Source organism: Acrocarpospora catenulata (assembly GCF_018476525.1).
GTDB lineage: Bacteria > Actinomycetota > Actinomycetes > Streptosporangiales > Streptosporangiaceae > Acrocarpospora > Acrocarpospora catenulata.
Genome location: NZ_JAHCST010000046.1, coordinates 22,236 through 45,237 on the forward strand (window position 1 = coordinate 22,236; position 23,002 = coordinate 45,237).

Here is a 23,002-nt window from a genome sequence, read left to right on the forward strand (position 1 = left end):
GGTCACTCCTGGTTGCTTTTTGGGCCGGGGGTGGCGAGCTGGGTGACTGCGCTGGTCTTGCTGGGGTGTTCGGCGGAAGTCGGCGTTGTGATGGCGGGCGGGTGTTTGGTCAGCTTGGCGGGCGTGTGGGTCTGCCTGGGGCGAGGGTGTGTTTCGAGCGGGAGAGGTGAGCCGCTGGCGCGGTGGCGAAACGTGGCTGTCGCGACATTGGGGTGTGCTGCGGCAACCGCCCTGGTGGTGGCCGTCAAAGTGCACGCCGTGAGCACTGGGCCGGTTTCTGCGTTGGCGGCGGAGAAGGCTTCGATTGAGGCGGAGATCGTGCTCGATGGGGATCCGCGTGTCCGGCCGACTCGGGGGCGGCCGACGTCCGAGACGAATGTCGTGGTGGACGCGCGGATTGTGAGGTTCAAGGCGGGTGGCGGGCAAGGGCGGGTTTCGGCTGATGCCGAGGTCTCGGGGGCGGCGAGGGAACTGGTCGGCTCGTCGAGGGAAGGCGGGCAAGGGCGGGTTTGGGCTGATGCCGAGGTCTCGGGGGCGGCGAGGGAACTGGTCGGCTCGTCGAGGAATGGCGGGCAAGGGCGGGTTTCGGCTGATGCCGGGGCCTCGGGGGCGGGGAGGGAACTGGTCGGCTCGTCGAGGAGTGGTGGGCAGGGGTGGGTTTCGGTTGATGTCGATGTGGTGGTTTTCGGGGTGGGGGAGAAGTGGGTGGGGTTGTTGCCGAGTCAGCGGGTGCGGGTTATCGGCCGGTTGGGGGTGGCGGAGGGCGGGAGGTTGAAGGCGGGGGTTCTGGTGGTTCGGGGGCCGCCGGAGGTGATGGGCGGGCCGTCGGCGGTCCAGGAGGTTGCGGGGCATTTGCGGGCGGGGCTTCGGGAGGCTTGTGCGGTTCTGCCGGATGGGGCTCGGGGGTTGTTGCCGGGGTTGGTGGTGGGGGATGTCTCGAGGCTGGATCCGGGGATCAAGGAGGATTTCGCGGCGGCGGGACTCAGCCACCTGAACGCGGTCAGCGGGGCCAATCTGGCGATCGTGGCGGGGGCGTTCCTGTTCGCCGGGCGGCTGACCGGGATGCCGTTGCCTGTTCGGGCAGGGCTGGCCGTGCTGGCGATGGGGGCGTTCGCCGTGGTGGCGCGGCCGTCGCCCAGTGTGTTGCGGGCGCTGGTGATGGGCGTGGTGGCGGCGATCGCGCTGGGGACCGGGCGGGCGCGGGACGGAGTGGCGGCGCTGTCGGCGACGGTGCTGCTGCTGATCCTGTTCGAGCCGGGGCTGGCCAGGGAGTACGGGTTCGCCCTGTCGGTGTTCGCCACTGGCGGCATTCTGCTGCTCGCGCCCAGGTGGCGGGATCGTCTGGCGGAGCGCATGCCCCGGCTGGTCGCGGAGGCGATCGCGGTTCCAGCGGCGGCGCAGGTGGCCGTCACGCCGGTGCTGGTGCTGATGTCGGGTGTGGTGGAGCCGGTGGCGATCCCGGCCAACCTGCTCGCCGGTCCGGCCGTCGCACCCGCCACCCTGCTGGGGTTTCTGGCCGCTCTGGTGGCGCCGATCAGCATGGACGCGGCACAGCTGATCGTCCGCCCGGCGGGCCTTTCCGCCAGTTGGATCATCCTGGTGGCGGAGTGGGCGGCCGGCCTGCCCGTAGCCAGGCTCGCCTGGCCGGCGGGGGCCTTCGGTCTGGTGCTACTGGCGGTGGCGGCGCTCGGCGGTTGGTGGGTGCTCCGGCGGCGGATCGGCCGACGGCTGGTGATCGCGGTCGCGGGTGGCGCGCTCGTGGCGGTTCTGCTGGCCGGGCCGGTGACCTCCAACTGGCCGGCGCCCGGGTGGTTGATGGTGATGTGCGATGTCGGGCAGGGGGACGCGCTGGTCCTGGCCGCCGGTCCCGGGAAAGCGGTGGTCGTCGACACCGGCTCCGAGCCCGGGCCGGTAGACCGGTGCCTTCGCAGGCTGGACGTGCACACGATCGTCCTCCTCGTTCTCACCCACCCCCACCTTGACCACGTCGGCGGTCTGACCGGAGTCCTTCGTGATCGCCCGGTTGGCGCCGTGGTCGTCAGTCCGAACCGTCATCCCTTACGCGAAAGTGCCCGAGTGTCGGCGGAACTGCGTACCAGACGGATTCCTGAGTGGGTGGTGGGGCCAGGAACACGGTGGAGGTTCGGCCCGACTGAGATCACTGCGCTTGCGCCGTCCGTCGGAGCCGCCGGGCTCACAGAACCCGGAGCTTCAGGAGCAGGCGTGCACGCTCAAGGGGGCGGAGATCCCCGCTGGAGCGAAGGAACGGGCGACGGATCCGCCGTCAACAACGCCAGTGTCGTCCTGTTGGTTCGGTGGGCGTCCGGTTCTGCCCTGCTCGGCGGGGATTTGGAGACCGAGGCGGAGGCGGCTTTGCTCCGCGACGGCGTTCCTCGAGTGGATGTGCTGAAGGTCCCGCACCACGGGTCCGGGCGGCAGGATCCCGAATTCCTGGCGGCGACCGGAGCCCGTGCCGCTCTGATCAGCGTCGGCGCGGACAACGGCTACGGCCACCCGTCGGCCGCCACCATCAGCCGCCTGACCTGGCTGGGCGCCCGGGTGCACCGTACCGACCGCTCGGGTGATCTCGCCGTGGTGCCGTACGGGGCGGGCCTGGCGGTCGTACCCAGGGGGAAGTCGTGATCCCGTGGCGCGGCTTGGGCGTGGAAGTGGCATGCTGCCAGGCATGGCTAATCCTGCGGCGGTGACGTTGGTCATTGGGGATGAGGAACTGCTCGCGGATCGGGCGGTCGGAGAGGTGGTCGCGGAGGTTCGCGCGGAGGGTGGTGACGCCGAGGTTCATGATCTTGTTGGGGGGAAGGTCGAGCTGGGCGAAGTCACTCGGCTCACCTCGCCGTCGCTTTTCGGGGATCGGACGGTCATTGTGATCCGTTCGGCGCAGGATCTGGGCAAGGACGTCATCACGGAGGTCGTCAAGTACGCCGGGAACCCCAGCGACGACGCCGCGCTCGTCCTCATGCATCCGGGCGGGGTCAAGGGCAAGGCCCTGGTGGACGGGGTCAAGAAAGCCGGTGCCCACGTGGTCACCGTCACCAAGCTCACCAAGGCCGGCGAACGCATCGACTTCATCCGCGCGGAGGTGCGCCGTGCCGGTCGCACGATCACTCCCGGGGCCGCGCAGGCCCTGCTCGACGCCGTGGGCAGCGACCTCCGCGAACTCGCCGCCGCCTGCGGCCAGCTCGCCTTCGACACCCCGGGAAAGGGCATCGGCGAGGACGCGGTGGCCCGCTACCACCGGGGCCGGGTCGAAGTCACCGGCTTCACCGTCGCGGACCTGGCCGTCGAGGGCAGACTGGGCGAAGCCCTGGAACAACTCCGCTGGGCCCTGGCCACCGGCGTCGCCCCCGTCCTGATCGTCAGCGCCCTGGCCGGCGGCCTCCGCTCCCTGGCCAAGGTCGCCGGAGCCCCCCGGAACGCCAACGAGAACCAGCTCGCCGGCCAGCTCGGCATGCCCCCCTGGAAGATCAGAAACGCCCGCCGCCAGCTCAACGGCTGGGGCCCCGAGGGCCTCTCCCGCGCCATCCAGGCCGTCGCCGCCGCCGACGAACAGGTCAAGGGCGCGGGCACCGACCCCGCCTACGCCCTCGAAAACACCGTCCAAACCATCGTGAACAGTCGCAACGGCCGCTAACCGAGCCCACCTCGGTCCGGTGCCGTTCAGCGGGTTGGAGCGTTGTCAGGTCGGACACGTCGCGAGCTAGTGGCCCGTCACGCAACCTTGACCCGGCAATTCGCGGCCCCCGCTTCGACCGAATCCGGGTCAAGGTTCGGAGACGCCCCACTAGCTCCAGGCGGGGAGACCGCGAGAAGACGCGCTGAGGGGCGAGCCAGGGGGTTACGTCGCGCTGGTGGCGGCGGGCTCCGCGGTGAGGAAGGTGCCGTCGCGGAGTTCGAGGACGCGGTCGGCGAGGGTGATGAGGCTGGGGTCGTGGGTGGCGACCAGGGCGGTGACGTTCTCGCTGCGGACCAGGGCGCGGATGAGCTCCATGATCTGGCGGGCGGTCTGGGAGTCGAGCTGGCCGGTCGGCTCGTCGGCGATGAGAAGTTTGGGACGGTTGGCCAGGGCGCGGGCGATGGCCACCCGCTGCTGCTGCCCGCCCGACAGCTCGTACGGGCGCTGGTTGCGGTGGTTGTCCAGACCGACCAGGGCGAGCAGCAGCCGGATGCGCTCCTCCCGTTCGGCGACGGCCATCCGGGCCAGCCGCATCGGCACGCCCACGTTCTCGGCGGCGGTCAGCACGGGGATGAGCCCGAACGACTGGAACACGAACCCGATCACGTCCCGGCGCAGGCCGAGGAGCTCGGACTCGGGGAGTTCGGTGACGTTCTTGCCGTCCACCACGACCCGGCCCCCGGTCGGCTGGTCCAGCCCGCCGACGAGGTTGAGCAGGGTGGTCTTCCCGGACCCCGACCGCCCCCGGATCGCCACCAGCTCCCCGGGGTACGCCTCGAAGGAGACTCCCCGCAGCGCCTCGACACCCCGTGGATAGACCTTCCGCAGCCCCTCCACGACCACCAGCGGCTCAGTCATTGTTCTCCTCCCCGGGCGTGGCCGGCCAGACCCCGATATGGTCGCGCTCCAGCTCCAGCCGTACCCGGCGCTCCATCTCCAGCGCGTTCATGAAGTCGCGCGGCAGCTGGAGCCGCCCGACCCGGTCCAGCACCGCGTACTCCTCGGCGATCACGTCCCCGTCCTCGGAGGTGCGGCGCAGCGTCTCGCTGGAGGTCCGCCCGTCCCGGATGCCCACCGTACGGTCCACCTGCTCGGACACCAGCGGGTCGTGGGTGACGATGACCGCCGTCACGCCCAGCTCCCGGTTGGCCTGGCGCAGCGCCCCGAACACCTCCTCGGAGGTGTCGCTGTCGAGTTCCCCGGTGGGTTCGTCGGCCAGGATGACCTCCGGCCCGTTGGCCAGCGCGACCGCGATGGCCACCCGCTGCTGCTGCCCGCCGGACAGCTCCCCGGGCCGCCGCCCGGCGCAGTCGGCCACCCCGAGCAGTTCCAGCAGCTCGTCGGCGCGCTGCCGCTGGGCGCGCCGGCCGGCCAGTCGCATCGGCAGCAGCACGTTCTCCCGGCCGGTCAGGTACGGCAGCAGGTTGCGCGCGGTCTGCTGCCAGATGAACCCCACCACCGAGCGGCGGTACCTGAGCCGGTCCCGCGCGGTCATCGAGAGCAGGTCCATGCCGGCCACCCGGGCCAGCCCCGCGGTCGGCACGTCCAGCCCCGAGAGCACGTTGAGCAGCGTCGACTTGCCGGACCCCGAGGCCCCGACGATCGCGATCAGCTCGCCCTTCTCGATGAGCAGGTCCAGCCCCTGGAGCGCGACCACCTCCACGCCCTCGGTCTTGTAGATGCGGACCAGGTTGTCGCAGAGGATGTGGGCGTGCTCGCCGAAGGCCGGGCGGCTCGCCGCGGCGCGCGCCTCCAGGTCGGACAGTGCGGTCATGAGGACTCTCCCACTCGAATCGCGGTGGTCATCCGGCGGCCCGCGGTGGCGTGCGCGAGCGCGCCGAGAATGGAGACGGCGGCCAGACCGGCCGCGAGCAGGGCCGGGGTGGTGAAGGTGAGCGGGAAGTCGGTGACGGCGATCCCCGCGTACGCCGACAGGTCGAGACCGGGGCCGAGCGCGGCGGGCAGGCCGAGGCCGATCGCCAGCCCGGCCAGCGAGGTGAGCACGATCAGGGGCGCCACCTCCAGCACCGTGAGCAACCGCGCCTGCCTCTGGGACAGCCCCAGCGTACGCAGGAACGACAGCGTCTTGCTCCGGTCGGCGGCCCCGATCACCAGGGCCAGCACGACGGCGATCAGCGCGTACCCGCCCATCGCGACGGTGACCACGGTGAACCCGGTCGTGATGGTCCCGGTCAGCGGCGCGGAGGAGATCCGCCCCAGCGACTCGTCGAAGGTCTCGACGACGGCGTCCTCCAGCCCGACGGCCGCCTCCAGCGCCTCCCGCCCGACATTCCCGGAAATAAGAAGCATGTTGGTGTACGTCCGGAGCCCGGCGAGCTTCGGCCCCTCGTACGGCATGACGATCAGGTTCCCCGGGTAGGCCAGGCCCGGCAGCTCCGTCACGTCCCCGACATTGTTGATCTTCATCCGGGTGTGCCACCCGATCTCGAACGACGGGTAGACCACGAAGCTCTTCGACACCAGCGCCGGAATCCCCGGCCCCGTCGGCGCCGCCGGCACCGCCAGCGGGCTGCCGGCCACCAGCGACCGGTAGGCGTCCAGGTCGATCGCCAGCACCGTCGCCGTCTGCCCGCCCGTCGCCAGCTGCACGGTGCCCTTGGCCGCCGGCACCACCGCGGTCACCCCGGGCAGCGCCGCCACCTTCGCCGCCACGTCGGCCGGGATCTCCGCCGCCCGCTCCACCCGCGCCTGCGCCCCCACGTGCTGCCAAGCCGCCAGCCGCTGCGTCTCCCCGATCGCCCCGGACACCAGCGCCCCGAACACCGACACGGCCAGCGCGGGCAGCAGGATCAGCACCGGCAGCGAGGTCGCCCCTCGGGACCTCGCGGCCAGTGTGACCCCCAGGAACGGCACCGCGCCCCGCCGCCGGGCGGCCAGCCGGAGCACCAGCCGCAGCGGCAGCGGGTAGCAGCGCAGCGTGATCAGCGCCCCGGCCAGGGTCAGCGCGGCCGGGACCAGGGCCAGGAACGGGTCGGCCCCCCGCTCGGCCACGTCGGTGGACAGGCCACGGGAGCGCAGCGCGTACGCCCCGGCCAGCGCCAGCACGATCACCAGCACCTCGGCGGCGACCCGGCGCGGGGAAGGCTTGGCGGCGACCAGGTCGGCACGGCTGTCGGTGAGCGGCCTGCGGTGGGCGAGCGCCAGCCGTACCGCCGCGAAGCCCACGGCGGCCAGCGCCAGCGCCAGTGGGGCCAGGTGCACCACGGGAGTGACGGGACCGGGTATCAGGAAGGACAGCCCGTACCCGGCGAGCGCGCCCGGCACCGCCGCCAGCGCGGTCGCGGCGGTGCCGGTCGCGGTGACCTGGGCCAGCGAGGCGCCGCGCGCCCGGGCCAGGCCGAGCGAGCCGCGCATCCGCTCACTGAACAGGTGCACGGCCAGCGCGATCACGCCGATCGCGACCACCACCAGACCGCCGATGATGAGGAACACCAGCGTCTGGGCGCTCCGCAACTCGGTCAGGTAGCCGGTCAGCAGCGGATCCAGGCCGGTGACCAGGTCGAAACGGGCGTTGCCCAGCCGGGCGGGCCCGTAGGACTCCTGACCGCCCTGGCTGGTGACGTACCGCCGGAAGTCCTCGATCTCCTCGATCAGCGTGGGCGCGTTGCGCGCGTTGACCGACGCCGGGTTCAGGCCGAGCACCCAGTTGTAGGTCAGCTCCCGCCGGGAGTCCAGGAAGCGCAGGCCCTCGGCGGGCACCAGACCGGTGGCGTAGTACTCCAGGTTGTCGTCCGGCAGGCGGCGCTCGAGAACCTGCCGGATGCCCTCGTTGTGCTCCCAGAACCGGTCCTCGGGGTCGACCGGCTCGAACAGGCCGACCACCTCGGCGACCACCGTGTAGCTGTTGGCCAGCAGCACCTTGGTCCCGATCGGCAGCGCCATCCGCTGCTCCGCGTCGGCGACCAGGCCGATCTCGAAGTACGGGATGTTCTTCAGTTCCGGATGCCCCGGCACCTCGGCCAGCGTCCGCGGCGGCCCCGGGGGACGGCCCGCCACATAGCGGACCCTGTCCTCGATCCCGGAGACCCAGGCGATGTCCACGTACTGCCGGGCCTTCGCGGGCGAGCCGATGCGGCCCATCACCGGCGTGCCGTACGTCTTGGCGGAGAAGTGGCTGGTCCCCCCGGCCTGGACCGCCGTGCGCAGCAGCGGCGGCAGGTTCCCCCGCCAGTCGGCGTCCAGGTCGGCGAACCCGGCGGGCGAGGCGATCTGGTCGTCCATCATGTTGGGCCGCAGCGACACCGTCAGGTCGGTCTGCTGCGCGCTCACCTCGTCGAGCCGCACGGTCAGCGCCTCGTCGTACGCCTGCTCGAAACTCCTCGGCAACCCCGCCACCAGCAGCGACGCGGTGAGCGCGAGCAGCGCGAGTACCCCCGCCGCGCCCCGGTGCACCAGGATGAGCCGCCACGCGTTCACGTCAGTCCTCCCCGATGCGCAGCGCGGCGCCCAGTCCCTGGCGGCGTAGCGTGCGGGCGAGCCCGGCCACGACCGCGAACAGCAGCACGGCGGTCCCGGCCAGCAGGCCGATGGTCGCCCCCCACGGGATGTCCAGCAGCACGCCGGGGGTCACCGAGGTGGCCTGGCCGGTCAGCACGATGTGCGGCACCACCAGCTCGGCCACCACGACCGCCAGAGCGGTCCCGGCGGCCAGCGAGAGCCCGACGATGAACGCCTGCTCCACCGCCAGCAGGCCGAACACCTGCCGGAAGCTCACCCCGAGCGCGCGGAGCAGGGCGAACTCGGCCATCCGCTCCCGGGCCGCGACCGCCGCGTTGACCAGGAAGCCGAGCACCGCGAAGACCAGCGCCGCGGCGAAGCCCAGGATCAGCGCCCCCTGGAGGCCGCTGGCCAGCGGGTCGTCGCGCAGCTGCCGGGTCAGCACGGCCCGGTCCACCACGGTCTGGTCCCATTCGGGATGGGCGGCCAGTTCGGCGGCGGCCCGCTCGTCCGGGGTGGCCAGCCACCATTCGGTGGCCAGGTGCGGGGCCCGCGCCGTGGTCAGGTCCCGCGCCTGCAAGGTCTCCAGATCGGCCAGTACGGCCGGAGCGTCCCCGCTGGTGCCGGGCATCGCCCTAACGATGCCGACCGGCATGACCGGGATGTCCTGCCCGTCGATGGACAACTGGGCGGCTTTGCCGACGGCCATCTTGGTGGAGGCGGCCAGGTCGGCGGTGACCACCACGGGCAGCATGGGCGTGTCCGGCAGACCGGGCACCACCGCCAGGTGCTCCGGGTCCTGCGGCTCCTCGAAGTCCTTATCGTCGGCCCTGGGCACGTTCAGGGTGAGCAACCCGCCCGGAATGGTCTCGGGCGCCGCAAGCCGGCCGCCCCCGCGGATCACCGGCGACCACTCGGGCACGGACAGCCGCTCGCCGGTGTCGGTCCCGGCCTCGGCGAGGGTCAGCGTGAACGCCGAGCCGGTGATCGGGACGGGCACGTCGAGCAGCAGGCCGGTCACGCTCAGGGGGTGGGCGATGGTGCCCGACTTCCCGGCCAGGCCGGCCAGGTCGACGGTGAGCGTGTGGTCGGCGCCGTCCGGGACCAGCACCCCGGCCCTGGCCTCGTACCGGGCGCCCAGCGCGTCCCGGAGCACCAGGCGCGGGACCAGGTTCCGGTAGGAGTCGGCGACCTGGGGGTTGTCCAGGGTGAGCCGGGTGGTGATGAGCAGCTTGGCCGGCGTGCCCGGGATGGTGAGCGGGGTGAGCTCGGGGCGTTCGGCGGACAGCTCGTGGCCGAGCGCGCTCACCGGATAGTCGGTCAGGTCGTCGCGGAGCCGCATCAGCGGCTGGAGCTTGGTGGCGTCCAGGGCCAGGAAGGTGGCGTCCACCGTGCCCTGCTCGACGGCGCCCCGGTAGACCGGGCTCAGCGTGGTCACCCCGGGCAGGGCCGCGTAGGTGGCCCCGCGCCCGAGTTCGCCCAGTTCCGGGCCCGCCACCGGGCCCGACACGCGCAGGTCGGCGGCGGCCAGGTGGCTGGCCTGGTCCAGCTGGGAGCCGCGCCAGGTGGCGGCGGTGGCCATCGACACCACGCCGATCGCGATCGCCATGGTGAGCAGCAGGACCGGGCCCGAGTACCGCATCGGACGGCGGGACACCTGCCAGGCGCCCAGCGCGGGGGCCAGGCTGCGCCGCCGCGCGGTCAGTTTCTCGGCCAGGCCGGACACCAGGGGGACCAGTCGCAGGCCCAGCATGCCGCCGGTGAGCAGGGCCAGCGCGGGGCCCATCACGATCAGCGGGTCGATGCCGAGGCCGCCGCCCGCGGTCGAGGTGACCGGGGCGCCGTAGTGCTGCAGCTGCCAGACCGCCAGCCCGGCGACGACCAGCAGGACCAGGTCGGCGCCCGCCCGCTGGATCAGGCCCTGCCGCTCGCCCCGCCCGCGGGCGGACTGTTCCTCGACGTACGTGCGGCGGGCCCCGCGCAGGGCGGGCAGGGCCAGCAGGATCGCGCAGGCCACGGCGACCCCGGCGGAGACGGCGAAGGTGGTCGCGTCCGGGGTGGGCGTCAGCCGTACGCCGGTGGCGCGGAACCACGGCAGTGAGCTGATCAGCTGGAGCAGCGGCGGGGCCAGGAACGGCGCGACGATCGCGCAGGGCACGGCCACCAGCAGGGACTCGGCGGCGGCCAGCAGGCCCAGGCGCACGCTCCCGGCCCCGCGCGAGCGGAGCAGCGCCACCTCCATGCGGCGGTGGTCGGCCAGCAGCCTGGCGGTGAGCATCAGGGCGTACGCGGCCAGCAGGAGCAGCTGGAGCACCGGCACCAGCATGGTCGAGCGGGCCACCAGGGCGGCCTGGTCGAGCTGGCCGAGCATGTCGGGCAGGCGGCTGGAGGCGGTGCAGGCCGAGCACTGGGCCTTGATGTCGTCGCCCAGGGCGGCGACCTTGTCCGCGAACGGGCGCAGCTCCTCCCTGGGCAGGTCCCGCAGGTCCGGTGCGGCCAGCCAGGTCGCGCTGACGTTCGTCGCGAAACGGGCGATGAAGGTGTCCTCGGGGACGACCAGGGGCCCGTACGTGGTGTAGTTGCCGGTGCTGGAGCCCCGCCTGAGCACCTCGTCGCCGGACCAGCGCTCGCTGTAGGGGTCGGTGAGCTGGAAGATCCCGGTCACCCGGACGTCCACGGGCTTGCCGTCCAGGCGGCCGTGGATGGTGAACTCGCTGCCCAGGGTGAGGTTCATGGCCTGGGCGGCGGGCTGGGAGATCGCGGCCTGCACCCGGCCGCCGGGGGAGCCCTGCGGCCAGGCTCCCTCGATCAGGCGGGACTGGGTGTCCAGGTCCTGGTAGGTGGCGAAGCGGGTTAACTCGGGCTGCTCGCGGTTCTCCTGGCCGGGCATCGCGTAGGAGTCCGAGCGCACGCTCACCGTGACGCCGGCGGGGATGGCCCCGTAGGTCTCGGCGAACTGGGCGCGGACGTCGCGGTCCAAGGTCGGGAAGGACTTGGCGTCCACCGGGGCGCTGACGCGGGCCGCGGTGGTCTCCAGGGGCGCGGTCTCCATGGCGCGGCGTACGCCCACCTCGGCGACCGTCACCGCGTACATGGTCAGGGCGACCAGGGCGGTGGTGGCCAGCAGGATCGAGCCGAAGGCGGCGACCAGGAGGAGCGGCTCGCTGAACGCGCGGCGCAGGACCAGCGGTGTTCGCCCGCGCATGCACAACCCCCAAGCTTTGCGCCCTGATGTCCGTATTTCGCACACACATTAAGGGAATTCAGGGGCTTGACGAGGGGTCAGAGACGACAGTGATGCACCCGATACGCTGCGGCGATACCGATGTGATATCGAAAACGTGACAAAACCACGCTTGAGTTCGCACAACGATCTCGATATGTGTTTGCCGTCTCACACGCTTTCACACGGCGCCTTCATGGTGCCACGGCGGGCGCTTCTACTCTTCGCCGGAGAACTTCTCCCAGGCCGACTGGCGGGTCATGCCGAGGGCGGCGCCGATCCTGGCCCAGGTGACCCCGCGGTCGCGGAGGCGGCCCACCCAGACCTTGAGGTCCGCGTCCACCTGGGCGCCGACTGCCGCGATCCTGGGCAGGTGGTCGAGGATCTCCTCGTCGGTCATCGTGTCCGGCCAGGGCACCTTGGGCTGGTCGAGTCCGAGCACTTCGGTGCAGAGCGCCACGCACTCGCTGCAGATGAACACTCCGGCGCCGGCGACCATCTTGGGAACCTCGGTCTTCGGTTTGCCGCAGAACGAGCAGCGGATGTCCTGTTCGTTGAGGGTGGGTGCGGGCATGGGGGGCTCCTTGAAGGTTTGTCAGGCTCTCCCTGACACACTTCCATGTCAGGCTCTCCCTGACAAGCCCCGGCATGAAAACGCCGCCTTCCCCGTGCTACAGGGAGGCGGCGTTGATCGGTTAGCTACTTGGCGGCCTGGAGGGCGGCGGCGCGCTTGGCGATGGCCGACTTGCGGTTGGCGGCCTGGTTCTTGTGGATCACGCCCTTGCTGACGGCCTTGTCCAGCTGACGGCTGGCGGAGCGCAGCGCGGCCAGGGTCGCCTCGACGTCACCCTGCTCGGCGGTCTCGCGGAACTTGCGGACAGCAGTCTTCAGGGAGGACTTGACCGCCTTGTTGCGCAGACGAGCCTTCTCGTTCTGCTTGTTGCGCTTGATCTGGGACTTGATGTTCGCCACGAAGGAAGCCTCGGATGTGAAGTCTGGTTGGATGGGTCGCGCTGGCTCGATGAGAGGGCGCGCCACACGCAGTTAGTCAGAATACCAACAGCCCTGGCGGGGTCTCAAATCATGAGCACGGATTGCCTGACATTCTAGCCTGGCCGCACCCAGTACTCGTGGTACTCCCGCCAATCCTGCTCGGTGGCGGCGAAGTCCACATACAGGGCGAGACCGAGGTTCTGGCGCGGCCCGTGCTGGGTGAGGGCCAGCCGGGCGCCTTCGGCGGCCATCTCGACACTCTCGGCGTAGTCGCTCACCCCCGCCATGTGGTCGTGGTAGGCGGGCGCGCCGATGAGCAGGGTCGTGTCGTCCGGGACGACCTCCAGCGCCATGGCCGTCTGCCGGGCGACATATCCCCCGTAGAGGGACTGCAAGGGGGTCCACGAGTCGTAGGTCATGATGGCCACCTGGTCGGAGAGCTCGGCCATCTCCCGGAAATACTCCGGGGACCAGTACTTGCCATGCCCCGCCACCAGCTGGAACGCCCACTGCGCCCCGAAGGCGGGTTCGATCTGCTGGGTGGCCACCGACAGCACCTTCTGGCCGATCGCCTGCCGGGTCTCCCGCATCAGGGCCGGGTAGGCGGGGTCGCCGTCCGGCACCGGTTCGAAGTCGTAGTGGATGCCGTCGAACCCCAGGTCGATCAGGGTTTTGGCGCCCTGGACGATACGTGCCCGGGTGGCCTGGTCCGACAGGTTCAGATGGCCGCCGTCCTTGGCGTTGACCGTCTGACCGAGCCACGCGGAGATCCGTACGCCAGGGAGCCGCTCCTTCCACCAGGACAGCAGGTTGGTGGCGTTCGGGTATTTCTCGGGGCGGAGTGTGCCGTTCGCGGTCAAGGGGCCGCTGTGCACGTACACGTCTTTGATCGAGCCGAGCCGCGTGGCGAGGGCGTCCACGTCGGCGGCCGTGCGGCGGCCGTCCACCCAGGCGTGGCCCAGCCAGAGAGCATCATTTCCGGTGGATTTGGCCCATTCGGCTGGGGTGCCCGCGAAGTCCAGGCGCAACACGGTGGCCGCGAGGAGCACGAGCGTCACCGGAACCGCCACAATGATCGCGATCCATTTCAGGACCCCTCTGGTGGTCAAGGCAAGCATCCGGACATGCCACCATGGAGGGTGGCTGCTCCGCCAGCCTTGGATTCGCCTCAGACCCTGTTGAAACGGACTTCGGTGCGCACTCAGACTGGCCAGACCGACCCCGCGTTGATCCGCAATTTCTGCATCATCGCGCATATCGACCATGGCAAGTCAACCCTTGCCGACCGGATGCTGCAGATCACCGGCGTGGTCGACGACCGGTCCATGCGGGCGCAGTACCTGGACCGGATGGACATCGAGCGTGAGCGCGGCATCACGATCAAGTCCCAGGCCGTCCGGCTGCCCTGGAACGGCCACGTGCTGAACATGATCGACACTCCTGGCCACGTGGACTTCTCCTACGAGGTCTCCCGGTCTCTCCAGGCGTGCGAGGGCGCCATCCTGCTGGTGGACGCGGCGCAGGGGATCGAGGCCCAGACGCTGGCCAACCTCTACCTGGCGATGAACGCCAACCTGCACATCATCCCGGTGCTCAACAAGATCGACCTGCCCGCGGCCCAGCCGGAGAAGTACGCCGAGGAGTTGGCGCACCTGATCGGCTGCGAGCCGTCCGAGGTGCTCCGGGTGTCCGGCAAGACCGGTGTCGGGGTCAGGGAACTGCTCGACCACGTGGTGGAGACGGTGCCCGCCCCGGTCGGCGACGCGGCCGCGCCGGCCCGCGCGCTCATTTTCGACTCGGTGTACGACACCTACCGCGGCGTGGTCACCTACGTCCGGGTGATGGACGGCCACCTCGGCCGCCGCGAGCGCATCCTGATGATGTCCACCCAGGCTCAGCACGAGACCCTGGAGATCGGCGTCATCTCGCCCGAGCCGATGGTCTCCGATCGTGGGCTCGGCGTCGGCGAGGTGGGGTACCTGATCACCGGTGTGAAGGACGTGCGGCAGTCCCGGGTGGGTGACACGGTGACCAGCGCGGCCAAACCGGCGGGGGAGGCGCTCGGCGGGTACGAGCACCCCAAGCCGATGGTCTACTCCGGTCTGTACCCGATCGACGGCGACGACTTCCCCGAACTCCGCGAGGCCCTGGACAAGCTCCGGCTCAACGACGCGGCGCTGGTCTACGAGCCGGAGAGCTCGGCCGCGCTCGGTTTCGGCTTCCGCTGCGGGTTCCTCGGGCTGCTGCACATGGAGATCGTGCGGGAGCGGCTGGAGCGGGAGTTCAACCTGGCGCTGATCTCCACCGCGCCTAACGTGATCTATCGGGTGGTCATGGAGGATGGCCGGGAGGTCGTGGTCACCAACCCCTCCGAGTTCCCCGAGGGCAAGATCGCGGAGATCTACGAGCCCGTGGTGAAGGCCACGGTGCTCGCTCCCGCCGAGTACATCGGCGCGATCATGGAGCTCTGCCAGGGGCGGCGCGGGCAGCTCCAGGGCATGGACTACCTGTCCGAGGACCGCGTCGAGATCCGGTACACGCTGCCGCTCGGCGAGATCATTTTCGACTTCTTCGACCAGCTCAAGTCCAAGACCCGGGGGTACGCCTCGCTCGACTACGAGCCGTCAGGGGAGCAGGACGCCGACCTGGTCAAGGTGGACATCCTCCTCCAGGGCGAGGCGGTGGACGCCTTCAGCGCGATCGTCCACCGCGACAAGGCCTACGCGTACGGCGTCGAGATGGCCAAGAAGCTCAAGGACCTCATCCCCCGGCAGCAGTTCGAGGTACCCATCCAGGCCGCCATCGGCGCTCGTGTCATCGCCCGCGAGAACATCCGAGCGATGCGCAAGGACGTCCTCTCCAAGTGCTACGGCGGCGACATCAGCCGCAAGCGCAAACTCCTGGAGAAGCAGAAGGAGGGCAAGAAGCGAATGAAAATGGTCGGCAGGGTCGAGGTCCCCCAGGAAGCCTTCGTAGCCGCCCTCTCCACCGGCGAGTCCTCCGCGGAAAAGCCGAAGAAATAGCTGTGACACCGGGCCGGCCTCCGGCAGGCTGGCCCGGATAAGACATTGCCCGCGCCTCCCGACACGGCGGCCCGGCTGTGACTTGGACCCGCTTCCGGCGGCCCGGCCTGGCTGTGACGTTGCGACTCCGGCACGGCGGCCCAGCCGCTCTCAGTCGGTATCTTCCCTCTCTCCGGTCACTGGCGCTCCTCCGTTCACTCCAGACACCGGCGCGGCCCCCGGCGGGGGCGAGTTCGGCTGGAGTCAGCAACGGGCTGGGGGATTATTCGGGTTTCAGGACGCGTTCGGCTACGCGGTCCCAGACCTCGGCGTGGCCGGGGAAGGCGAGGAGGCGGCGCATCAGGTCTCGGTCGCCGTGGTAGGCGTGGAAGGACTCGGTGAGGGTGACGCTGGATTCCGGACGCCAGATCACGTCGATCTCGTCGCCGGCGGCGAGATCGCCCTGTTCCAGGACTCGGAAGTAGGCGCCGGGGCGTGCCGCCTGGGTGAAGCGGCGGACCCAAGCTGATTCGTTGAGCCAGTTGCGGAACACGACGCAGGGGATGCGGGGGGCGGTCACCTCCAGGAGCGCGCTGCCCACGCGCCACTGCTCGCCGAGCAGGACACCATTCACGTCGATGCCGGTTGTGGTGAGGTTCTCGCCGAACTGGCCGTTGGGCAGGGGGCGGCCCAGTTCGCCCTCCCACCAGTCGTAGTCCTCGCGGGCATAGGCGTACACAGCCTGGTTGGGCGAGCCGTGGGCGACCATGTCGGCGCGCTCGTCCCCGCCGAGGCCGTTGGCCAACACGGGCACCCGGCCTTCGACAGACCTCTTGTCGATCGCGGTGCGCTTGGTGTTACCCGCCCACTCGGCATCGACCGCCCGGCCCACGTTCACCGAAAGAATGTTCATCTGCCGACCGTAACCTTTCCCCGCTCTCGGCCAGCGAGGCGATCTCCAACAACGGCCGAAGCACCGCCTGCCGGGCCAGTTCGGGCGGCCCGTCCCCTTCCGGGAAGCACCCGGCCGCCGCATCCAACACGGCCGCCATGACCGCCGCGTCGGGCACCGGAATCTCCACCGCAGTGGCTCCCTCCGCCCGGTGCACCCGCAGAATGCGCTGCGCCTCCAGAGCCATCGCCACCCCCAGCCGCGCAGCCCGCAGAAACCGCTCCGCCACCACCGCATCGCTGATCACATCAGCCTCCAACTCTCGCACGCACGTTCGAGAGCCACAGTACGCAACCCCACCGACACTTCCCGGAACCCCGCTTGCCATGGAACTCCCACTCACCCTTCTGGCCCTTCGGGTCTGGGCCTAGCTTCCGCCGGAGTGATTGGGTGCCGCTCCTCGCGCAGGGAGATTGATCGCCGTGGGCTTCGGTTCGTCCAGCCTGTTTCGGCCTGTGGTCGGATCGAGGGCGTCGGGGTGCTGGGCGTCCGCGTCGGTGTGCGGAGTTTGGTTGCCGTGGGACTCCTTCCATCCAGCCCTTTCTGGCCTTTGGCTGGGCCCGGTTTGCGTCGGATGGTCGGTTGGCGGCCGGGGCATGTGAAGGATTGGTTGCCGGGGTAGTCGCATCTGCCTGAAGCGTTGCTGTCGTGTGGTTTCGTCTGGTTTTCACTCGACTGTTCGTTCCATCCCTTGGGCCCCGTCCCTGGCCCGGTAATTCGGTGGCGGGGTGCGCGGCGGGATGGCTAGGGTCCTTGGGCTTTGCCCGGTTTTGGGTGGGGCTTTGGGTGCGGAGGAAGGGAGAGTTCATGGGTGAGGGGCGGGCGCTTTCGGTTCTGGCCGACATCGTGACGCCTATGGCGGTGCGGACGGCGGCCACGTTGAGGATCGCCGATCACATCGCGGGTGGGGTGGGGACGGTCGCAAAGCTGGCGGCGGTCGTCGGTGCCGACGTGGATGCTCTCGATCGGCTGCTTCGTCATCTCGTGACTGTGGGGATCCTCAGCGAAGGGCCCGATGGTGGTTACGCGCTGACCGAGAAGGGGGAGGGGCTGCGCGACGACCACCCGAGTGGTCTGCGGCCGATGCTCGACGTGGAGGCGGCGGTCGGCCGGGCCGATCTGTCCTTCGTGTACCTGCCGCACAGCATTCGCACCGGGCGTCCGGCGTTTCCGGAGATGTACGGGCGCGAGTTCTGGGCCGACGTGGCCGCCGATCCCGATCGCAGCGCCGGGTACGACATTCAGATGGGCGTGGACGTGTCCGGCGACGCGCCCGCCATCGTCAGTGGCTACGACTGGGGTGCCCTGGGGCACATCATGGACGTCGGAGGCGGGAACGGCTCCCTCCTGGCGGCCATCCTGCGCGCCTATCCCGGCCTGCGCGGGACCGTTTTCGACCAGCCGGACACCGCCGAGGCGGCCCGGCGTACCCTGGCGGCGGCCGGGCTGGACGACCGTGCGGACGCGGTCGGCGGAAGCTTCTTCGAGCCCCTGCCCAAGGGGCCGAAGGCGTACCTGCTCTCCGCGATCATCCACGACTGGGACGACGAGTCCTCGATCACCATCCTCCGCCGCTGCGCGGAGGCGGCCGGTCCGGACGGCGCCGTGTTCGTGCTCGAGAGAACCGGCTACGACGGCGAGAGCGTGAGCACGGGGATGGATCTCCGCATGCTCGTCTACTTCGGCGCCAAGGAACGCGGCGTGACCGAACTCAGCCGGCTCGCGTCCCGCGCGAACCTCACGACCGCCGCCGTCCACCAGGCCGCAGACATCTCCATCCTCGAACTGCGCCCAACTCCCTAGCCCCAGCGTGCCCAGGGCAAAAGAAAAGGGCCGGAGCGGCGGGAATCGGGTCGCTCCGGCCCTGGGCGAGGCGTTGTACGGGGGACGCGCTCGCTGTGGGAGGAAGGTCAGTGGGAACAGGTCAGCGCAGGATTGACCAGAGGGCCTTGGTGAGGGAGGCCTTGGAGTCGTCGCCGTCGATGGACCACATCATGGAGCCGCCGAGGCCCTTGAGGCGGATGTAGGCGGCTTTTTCGAGCATGACGGCGGGGTCGTCGTAGGACCAGAACTGGTTGCCGTCATAGAGCCACTGGGACCCGGTCAGCAGGTCGCGGTAACGCTTGCCGGGCTTGGTGGCCAGGTCCTTGTAGTCCTCGGTGCCGGGGCCCCACTTGCCGGCCGCGGGGCCGGTGGCGGGCTTCCAGAGGCCGTTGCCGCCCGCGGTCACGCCGGTCCAGCCCTGCCCGTACGCCGGCACCCCGATCACGAGCTTGCGCTTGGGCGCCCCACGAGACAGGTAGTCCCGCACGGTCTGGTCCACGCTGTACTTGACCGGGTTGGGGTCCTTCCTGTCCGTGAACAGGTTGCCGTTGTGCCCGGTCTGGAGCTCCCAGGTGCCGTGCAGGTCGTACCCCTGGATGGTGGCGAAGTCGAGGTAGTCGAAGACCTTCCGCACCTCGAACCCAGCGTCGATCTTGGCCGCCGCCGCAGGGAGGAAGGCGGTCAGCTGGCTGCGCCGGTCGAAAGCGTTCATCTGCCGCCGCAGTTCGGCCAGGAAGAGCGTGAAGTTCTGCTTGTCCTCCGGCCGGATCACGTTGCCCGCGTTGCCGTCCGAGCCCGGCCACTCCCAGTCCAGGTCGATGCCGTCGAAGACGCCCGCGCCGGCGCCAGGGGCGTCGGGCAGGTTGCCCTTCAGCCAGAGGTCGATGCAGGAGGCGGCCAGCTTGGATCGGGACTGCGGGGTGAGGACGGCGTCGGAGAAGTAGGCCGAGCCGGTCCAGCCGCCGAGCGAGATCAGTACCTTGAGCCCGGGGTGCTTGGCCTTCAGCTTCTTGAGCTGGTTCATGTTGCCCTGCAGCGGGCCGGTCCAGTCGTCGGCGACGCCGTCCACGCTCTGCTCGGCGGGCACGCCGCGCTGCCAGTCGGCCCACGGGTCGGCCGAGTAGCACTCGCCCGCCGCGTTGACGAAGCCGAACGCGTAGTTGATGTGGGTGAGCTTGGCGGCGGCGCCGCTGGTGTCCACATCCTTGACGTGGTAGTTGCGGCCGTAGATACCCCACTGGATGAAGTAGGCCACCCGGTTGAAACCGGAACCGGTCGTGGTGGCCTGGGCGGTTGCGGGTTGTACGGCGGTGGCCACCAGGGCCAGCGAGAGCAGGAGGAGGAGTCGACGCACGGGCTGGTCTCCTAGAACTATTAGGAAACTTTCTTTTAAATTTGAGCAGGATCGTAGACCGGTGTGATCAGCCCGGTCAATGGCATCCTCCGGATGCCGCCACACTGGAGTACGTGCCTTCCGTTCTCCCTGACGGCGGTCCTGTCCCGGCCACCGGCGAACTGCCGCCGCAGTCCCTGGCCACCCTCGGCGACCGTCCGTTCGGCTTCTACGTGCACGTTCCGTTCTGCGTGACCCGCTGCGGCTACTGCGACTTCAACACCTACACCGCCGCCGAACTCGGCCCGGGCGCCTCCCACCGGGACTACGCCGACACCGCGATCGCCGAGATCCGGCTGGCCCGCCGGGTGCTCGGCCCGGCCGCGCCCAGGGCCGAGACGGTGTTCTTCGGCGGCGGCACCCCCACCCTGCTGCCCGCCGCCGACCTGGTCCGCATCCTGCACGCGATCGAAACCGAGTTCGGACTGGCCCCCGGCGCGGAGGTCACCACCGAGGCCAATCCGGAATCGGTCGGCCCGCGGTCCCTGGCCGAGCTGCGCGCCGGCGGCTTCACCCGGGTCAGCTTCGGCATGCAGAGCGCCAGGGAGCACGTGCTCGCCGTGCTGGACCGCAAGCACACGCCCGGGAGGGCGGCGACCGCCGTACAGGAGGCGAAGGCGGCCGGGTTCCAGCACGTGAACCTGGATCTGATCTACAGCACGCCTGGAGAGAGCGACGACGACTGGCGGGCCTCGCTGGAGGCCGCGATCGAGGCCGCGCCCGACCACGTCTCGGCGTACTCGCTGATCGTGGAGGAGGGCACCAGGCTGGCCGCCAGGGTCCGCCGGGGCGAGCTGCCGATGCCCGAGGACGACGTGGCCGCCGACCGCTACCTGATCGCCGACGAACTCCTCGCCAAGGCCGGGTTCCGCTGGTACGAGGTGTCCAACTGGGCCACCTCCGAGGCCGCCAGGTGCCGCCACAACCTGCTCTACTGGACCGGCGGCGACTGGTGGGGCGTCGGCCCCGGCGCGCACGGCCACGTCGGCGGCACCCGCTGGTGGAACGTCAAACACCCCGCCGCGTACGCCTCCCGCCTGGCCGCCGGAACCTCACCCGCGCACGCCCGCGAGGTGCTCACCCCCGCCGACCAGGTGGTCGAGAAGATCATGCTGGAACTCCGGCTGGACACCGGCTACCCGCTGGACGCCTTCGAGCCCCGGGTCCGGCCCGCCGTCGCCCGCGCGCTCGCCGACGGCCTGCTGGACACCGCGGCGTTCAAGGCCGGCCAAGCCGTGCTCACCCTCCGGGGCCGCCTGCTGGCCGACGCGCTGATCCGCGACCTGACCTAACTCACGAACCTGATCGACAGCGGATACCGGTACGGACTGCCGTTGTTGGCGGCCACCGCGCCCATGATGCTCAGGATCACCCCGCCGAGCAGCACCGCCATCAGCAGGAAGATCCCGATGATGATCACCATCAGGATGGACGACACGATCGACGCGACCAGCACCGTGAGCTGGAAGTTGAGCGCCTCGGCCGCCTGGTCGCGGACATAGGGGGACTCGTCCTTCTTCAGGAGGTACATCACCAGCGGTCCGACGAAGCTGCTCAGGAGGCCCAGGAGGTGGGCGAGCATCGCCATCGTGGTGTCATCGCTGCCCGGCCTGGGACCGTACTGGAAGGGCACGTGCGGCGGGGGCGCGTAATAGCCCGGCGAGGGGCCGTACTGCGGGGGACCGTAGTACGGCGGCGGCGCCGGTGGCGGGGGCGGAAAGCTCTGCGGCGGCGGGTAGACCGGGTACCCGGGCTGGGCCGGCGGAGGCGGTGGTGGCGGCGGCACGGGGCCCTTGTAGCCGCTCGGCATGGTCGGGGGCCCGGAGAGGCTCTCCCAGGACGGTCGACCCGGCTCCGGGGGAGTTTCGCTCATGGCAACGCCTCCATGATCAGTCGATCAACAGATCAGTGGTCAGCCCCCGCCACTACGGTAACCCCCCGAGCCGCATCGTCGGCCGGGCCGGACTACCCGGCGTCGGAAACCGTCACGAAGTCAATCAGTTCCTCGACCCGGCCCAGCAGTTCCGGCTCCAGATCCGCATATGTCGTGACCTTGCCGAGAATGTGCCGCCACGCCTCCGCAGGCTCCAGCCGCCACCCCAGCGCCGCGATCACGCCTTCCTTCCACGGCACCCCCTTGGGCACCGTGGGCCAGGCCGCGATCCCCAGTACCGAGGGCTTCACGGCCTGCCACACGTCAACGTACGGATGCCCGAGCACCTGCACGTGCTCCCCGGCGACCTGCGCGGCGATCCGGCTCTCCTTGGACCCGGGCACCAGATGGTCCACCAGCACGCCCAGCCGCCGCTCCGGCGAGGGCTGGAACTCCGCCACGATCTCGGGCAGGTGGTCGACCCCTTCGAGGTACTCCACCACCACACCTTCGACCCGCAGATCGTGTCCCCAGATCTTCTCCACCAGGGCGGCGTCGTGCACGCCCTCCACGTAGATCCGGCTCTCCCGCGCCACCCGCGCCCGCAGCCCCGCCACCGCGACCGACCCGGACGCGCTGCGCTGCGGTCCGGACGGCGCCGCCGTGGGCCGGACCAGGGTCACCGGCCGCCCTTCAAGCAGGAATCCGGCCGGGTCCAGCGGGAACACCCGCCGTCGCCCGTGCCGGTCCTCCAGCGTCACGGCCTCCTTGTCGCAGGCGACCACGGCGCCGCAGAACCCGCCGTCCGCGTCCTCCACCACGAGGCCGGGATCGGCGGGCACCTGGGGGATCTTGCCTCGCCCTGGGCGGCGCCAGTCTCCGGAGAGCACGTCCCGCTCGTACATGCCGGGAACGCTAGTACATCCTCTGGCGCTTGCGGGCCGAGCTCCGCCGGACCAGCACCACGATGGTGACGATCACCGCGACCAGGAAACCCACCCCGGGCAGCACCAGGAGCGCCACCGCGCCGCCGACCAGCTTGGCCGAGGCCAGCTCCCGGCCGACGCCGAACTTGACGCCGTCGCCGTCGCAGGCGACCTGGTACTCACCGGCGGCCGGCACGCCCACCTGGAAGACCAGCTCCCAGTTGTCGGAGCCGAGGGTGAGGCTCTGCGAGGTGCTCGGCTGGGTCAGGGTGATCTTGTCGTCGGGGTTGCCGCCCTGGACCTGGCACTCCACGTTGGTGGCCTGGGCGGCGGCGGCCCAGATGGCGGGGCTGTTGGCGGGATCGAGCTGGACCTTGACCGTCTCGCCGCCGCGGAACGTGGTGGTCGGCGCGGCGTCGTTGACCCCGGCGAAGAGCCCGCCGGCGAAGCCTAAGACCCCCGCGATCAGCAGAATCACGAAGAGGACCCAGGACAGGACGATCCATAGGACGCGCGGGCGGATCGGGGGCGGCGGGCCGGGGTTCGCCGGGGGTGGGGGGTACTGGCCGTATTGGCCGTAGTTCCCGTAATTCTGGCCATAGGGAGAACTCATAGATGTAAGTGTGAATCATTCGGCTTGTGAGGCGTTTGCAGTCCGCTTGGC

Annotated in this window: 18 protein-coding genes; 5 read left to right on the top strand and 13 right to left on the bottom strand. The window is 70.4% G+C overall.

Features of this window, described 5'->3' with window-relative positions; genetic code table 11:
- Positions 1–924: 924 nt before the first annotated feature.
- Positions 925–2,643 (top strand): ComEC/Rec2 family competence protein, encoded by a 1,719-nt coding sequence (locus KIP79_RS33145; protein WP_308170021.1) that lies wholly within the window; start codon positions 925–927, stop codon positions 2,641–2,643.
- 43 nt (positions 2,644–2,686) lie between these two features.
- Entirely contained in the window at positions 2,687–3,652 is a 966-nt protein-coding gene (gene holA, locus KIP79_RS33150) for a DNA polymerase III subunit delta (RefSeq protein WP_214108905.1), read from the top strand.
- Between the two features lie 204 nt (positions 3,653–3,856).
- Here holA and KIP79_RS33155 read toward each other — a convergent pair whose 3' ends face one another.
- The 7 genes from KIP79_RS33155 to KIP79_RS33185 form a co-directional block, all read right to left on the bottom strand.
- Entirely contained in the window at positions 3,857–4,552 is a 696-nt protein-coding gene (locus tag KIP79_RS33155; protein ID WP_250214231.1) for an ABC transporter ATP-binding protein, read from the bottom strand.
- Complete coding sequence (locus tag KIP79_RS33160; RefSeq protein WP_214108906.1) at positions 4,545–5,468, bottom strand: ABC transporter ATP-binding protein; 924 nt, start codon at positions 5,466–5,468, stop codon at positions 4,545–4,547. Before KIP79_RS33160 ends, KIP79_RS33155 begins: the two co-directional genes overlap by 8 nt.
- On the bottom strand, positions 5,465–8,131 hold the full coding sequence (locus tag KIP79_RS33165; RefSeq protein ID WP_214108907.1) for an FtsX-like permease family protein: 2,667 nt from the start codon (positions 8,129–8,131) through the stop codon (positions 5,465–5,467). The genes KIP79_RS33160 and KIP79_RS33165 overlap by 4 nt, the downstream gene beginning before the upstream one ends.
- 1 nt (position 8,132) lies before the next feature.
- Positions 8,133–11,357 carry an ABC transporter permease gene (locus KIP79_RS33170; RefSeq protein WP_214108908.1) on the bottom strand — a complete coding sequence of 1,075 codons (3,225 nt, stop codon included), beginning with the start codon at positions 11,355–11,357 and terminating at the stop codon, positions 8,133–8,135.
- A gap of 235 nt (positions 11,358–11,592) precedes the next feature.
- Positions 11,593–11,949, bottom strand: a complete 357-nt coding sequence (locus KIP79_RS33175; protein ID WP_214108909.1) for a ClpX C4-type zinc finger protein — start codon at positions 11,947–11,949, stop codon at positions 11,593–11,595.
- 125 nt (positions 11,950–12,074) lie between these two features.
- Positions 12,075–12,347, bottom strand: a complete 273-nt coding sequence (gene rpsT, locus KIP79_RS33180; RefSeq protein WP_214108910.1) for a 30S ribosomal protein S20 — start codon at positions 12,345–12,347, stop codon at positions 12,075–12,077.
- 134 nt (positions 12,348–12,481) lie between these two features.
- Positions 12,482–13,486, bottom strand: a complete 1,005-nt coding sequence (locus KIP79_RS33185; RefSeq protein ID WP_214108911.1) for a glycosyl hydrolase family 18 protein — start codon at positions 13,484–13,486, stop codon at positions 12,482–12,484.
- A 75-nt stretch (positions 13,487–13,561) separates the two neighbouring features.
- On the opposite strand from KIP79_RS33185, the gene lepA reads away from it, so the two are divergent.
- Positions 13,562–15,391, top strand: a complete 1,830-nt coding sequence (gene lepA / locus KIP79_RS33190; protein WP_308170023.1) for a translation elongation factor 4 — start codon at positions 13,562–13,564, stop codon at positions 15,389–15,391.
- A gap of 262 nt (positions 15,392–15,653) precedes the next feature.
- On the opposite strand, the gene KIP79_RS33195 is transcribed toward lepA, so the two are convergent.
- Complete coding sequence (locus KIP79_RS33195; protein WP_214108913.1) at positions 15,654–16,283, bottom strand: MOSC domain-containing protein; 630 nt, start codon at positions 16,281–16,283, stop codon at positions 15,654–15,656.
- Positions 16,228–16,569 (bottom strand): hypothetical protein, encoded by a 342-nt coding sequence (locus KIP79_RS33200; RefSeq protein ID WP_214108914.1) that lies wholly within the window; start codon positions 16,567–16,569, stop codon positions 16,228–16,230. The genes KIP79_RS33195 and KIP79_RS33200 overlap by 56 nt, the downstream gene beginning before the upstream one ends.
- Positions 16,570–17,129: 560 nt before the next feature.
- On the opposite strand from KIP79_RS33200, the gene KIP79_RS33205 reads away from it, so the two are divergent.
- On the top strand, positions 17,130–18,125 hold the full coding sequence (locus tag KIP79_RS33205; protein WP_214108915.1) for a methyltransferase: 996 nt from the start codon (positions 17,130–17,132) through the stop codon (positions 18,123–18,125).
- Positions 18,126–18,246: 121 nt separating this feature from the next.
- On the opposite strand, the gene KIP79_RS33210 is transcribed toward KIP79_RS33205, so the two are convergent.
- Positions 18,247–19,500 carry a glycoside hydrolase family 18 protein gene (locus tag KIP79_RS33210; protein ID WP_214108916.1) on the bottom strand — a complete coding sequence of 418 codons (1,254 nt, stop codon included), beginning with the start codon at positions 19,498–19,500 and terminating at the stop codon, positions 18,247–18,249.
- Positions 19,501–19,613: 113 nt separating this feature from the next.
- Between KIP79_RS33210 and hemW the strand changes: the two genes are divergently transcribed.
- The gene (gene hemW / locus KIP79_RS33215) at positions 19,614–20,831 is read left to right on the top strand and encodes a radical SAM family heme chaperone HemW (protein WP_214108917.1); all 1,218 of its coding nucleotides are present in this window, start codon (positions 19,614–19,616) and stop codon (positions 20,829–20,831) included.
- On the opposite strand, the gene KIP79_RS33220 is transcribed toward hemW, so the two are convergent.
- The 3 genes from KIP79_RS33220 to KIP79_RS33230 all read right to left on the bottom strand — a co-directional run bounded on the left by KIP79_RS33220 (position 20,828) and on the right by KIP79_RS33230 (position 22,951).
- On the bottom strand, positions 20,828–21,412 hold the full coding sequence (locus tag KIP79_RS33220) for a DUF4870 domain-containing protein (protein WP_214108918.1): 585 nt from the start codon (positions 21,410–21,412) through the stop codon (positions 20,828–20,830). The two genes, hemW and KIP79_RS33220, sit on opposite strands and share 4 nt — an antisense overlap.
- 92 nt (positions 21,413–21,504) lie before the next feature.
- The gene (locus KIP79_RS33225; RefSeq protein WP_214108919.1) at positions 21,505–22,317 is read right to left on the bottom strand and encodes a DUF3097 domain-containing protein; all 813 of its coding nucleotides are present in this window, start codon (positions 22,315–22,317) and stop codon (positions 21,505–21,507) included.
- Positions 22,318–22,327: 10 nt separating this feature from the next.
- On the bottom strand, positions 22,328–22,951 hold the full coding sequence (locus KIP79_RS33230) for a hypothetical protein (RefSeq protein WP_214108920.1): 624 nt from the start codon (positions 22,949–22,951) through the stop codon (positions 22,328–22,330).
- Positions 22,952–23,002 lie beyond the last annotated feature (51 nt).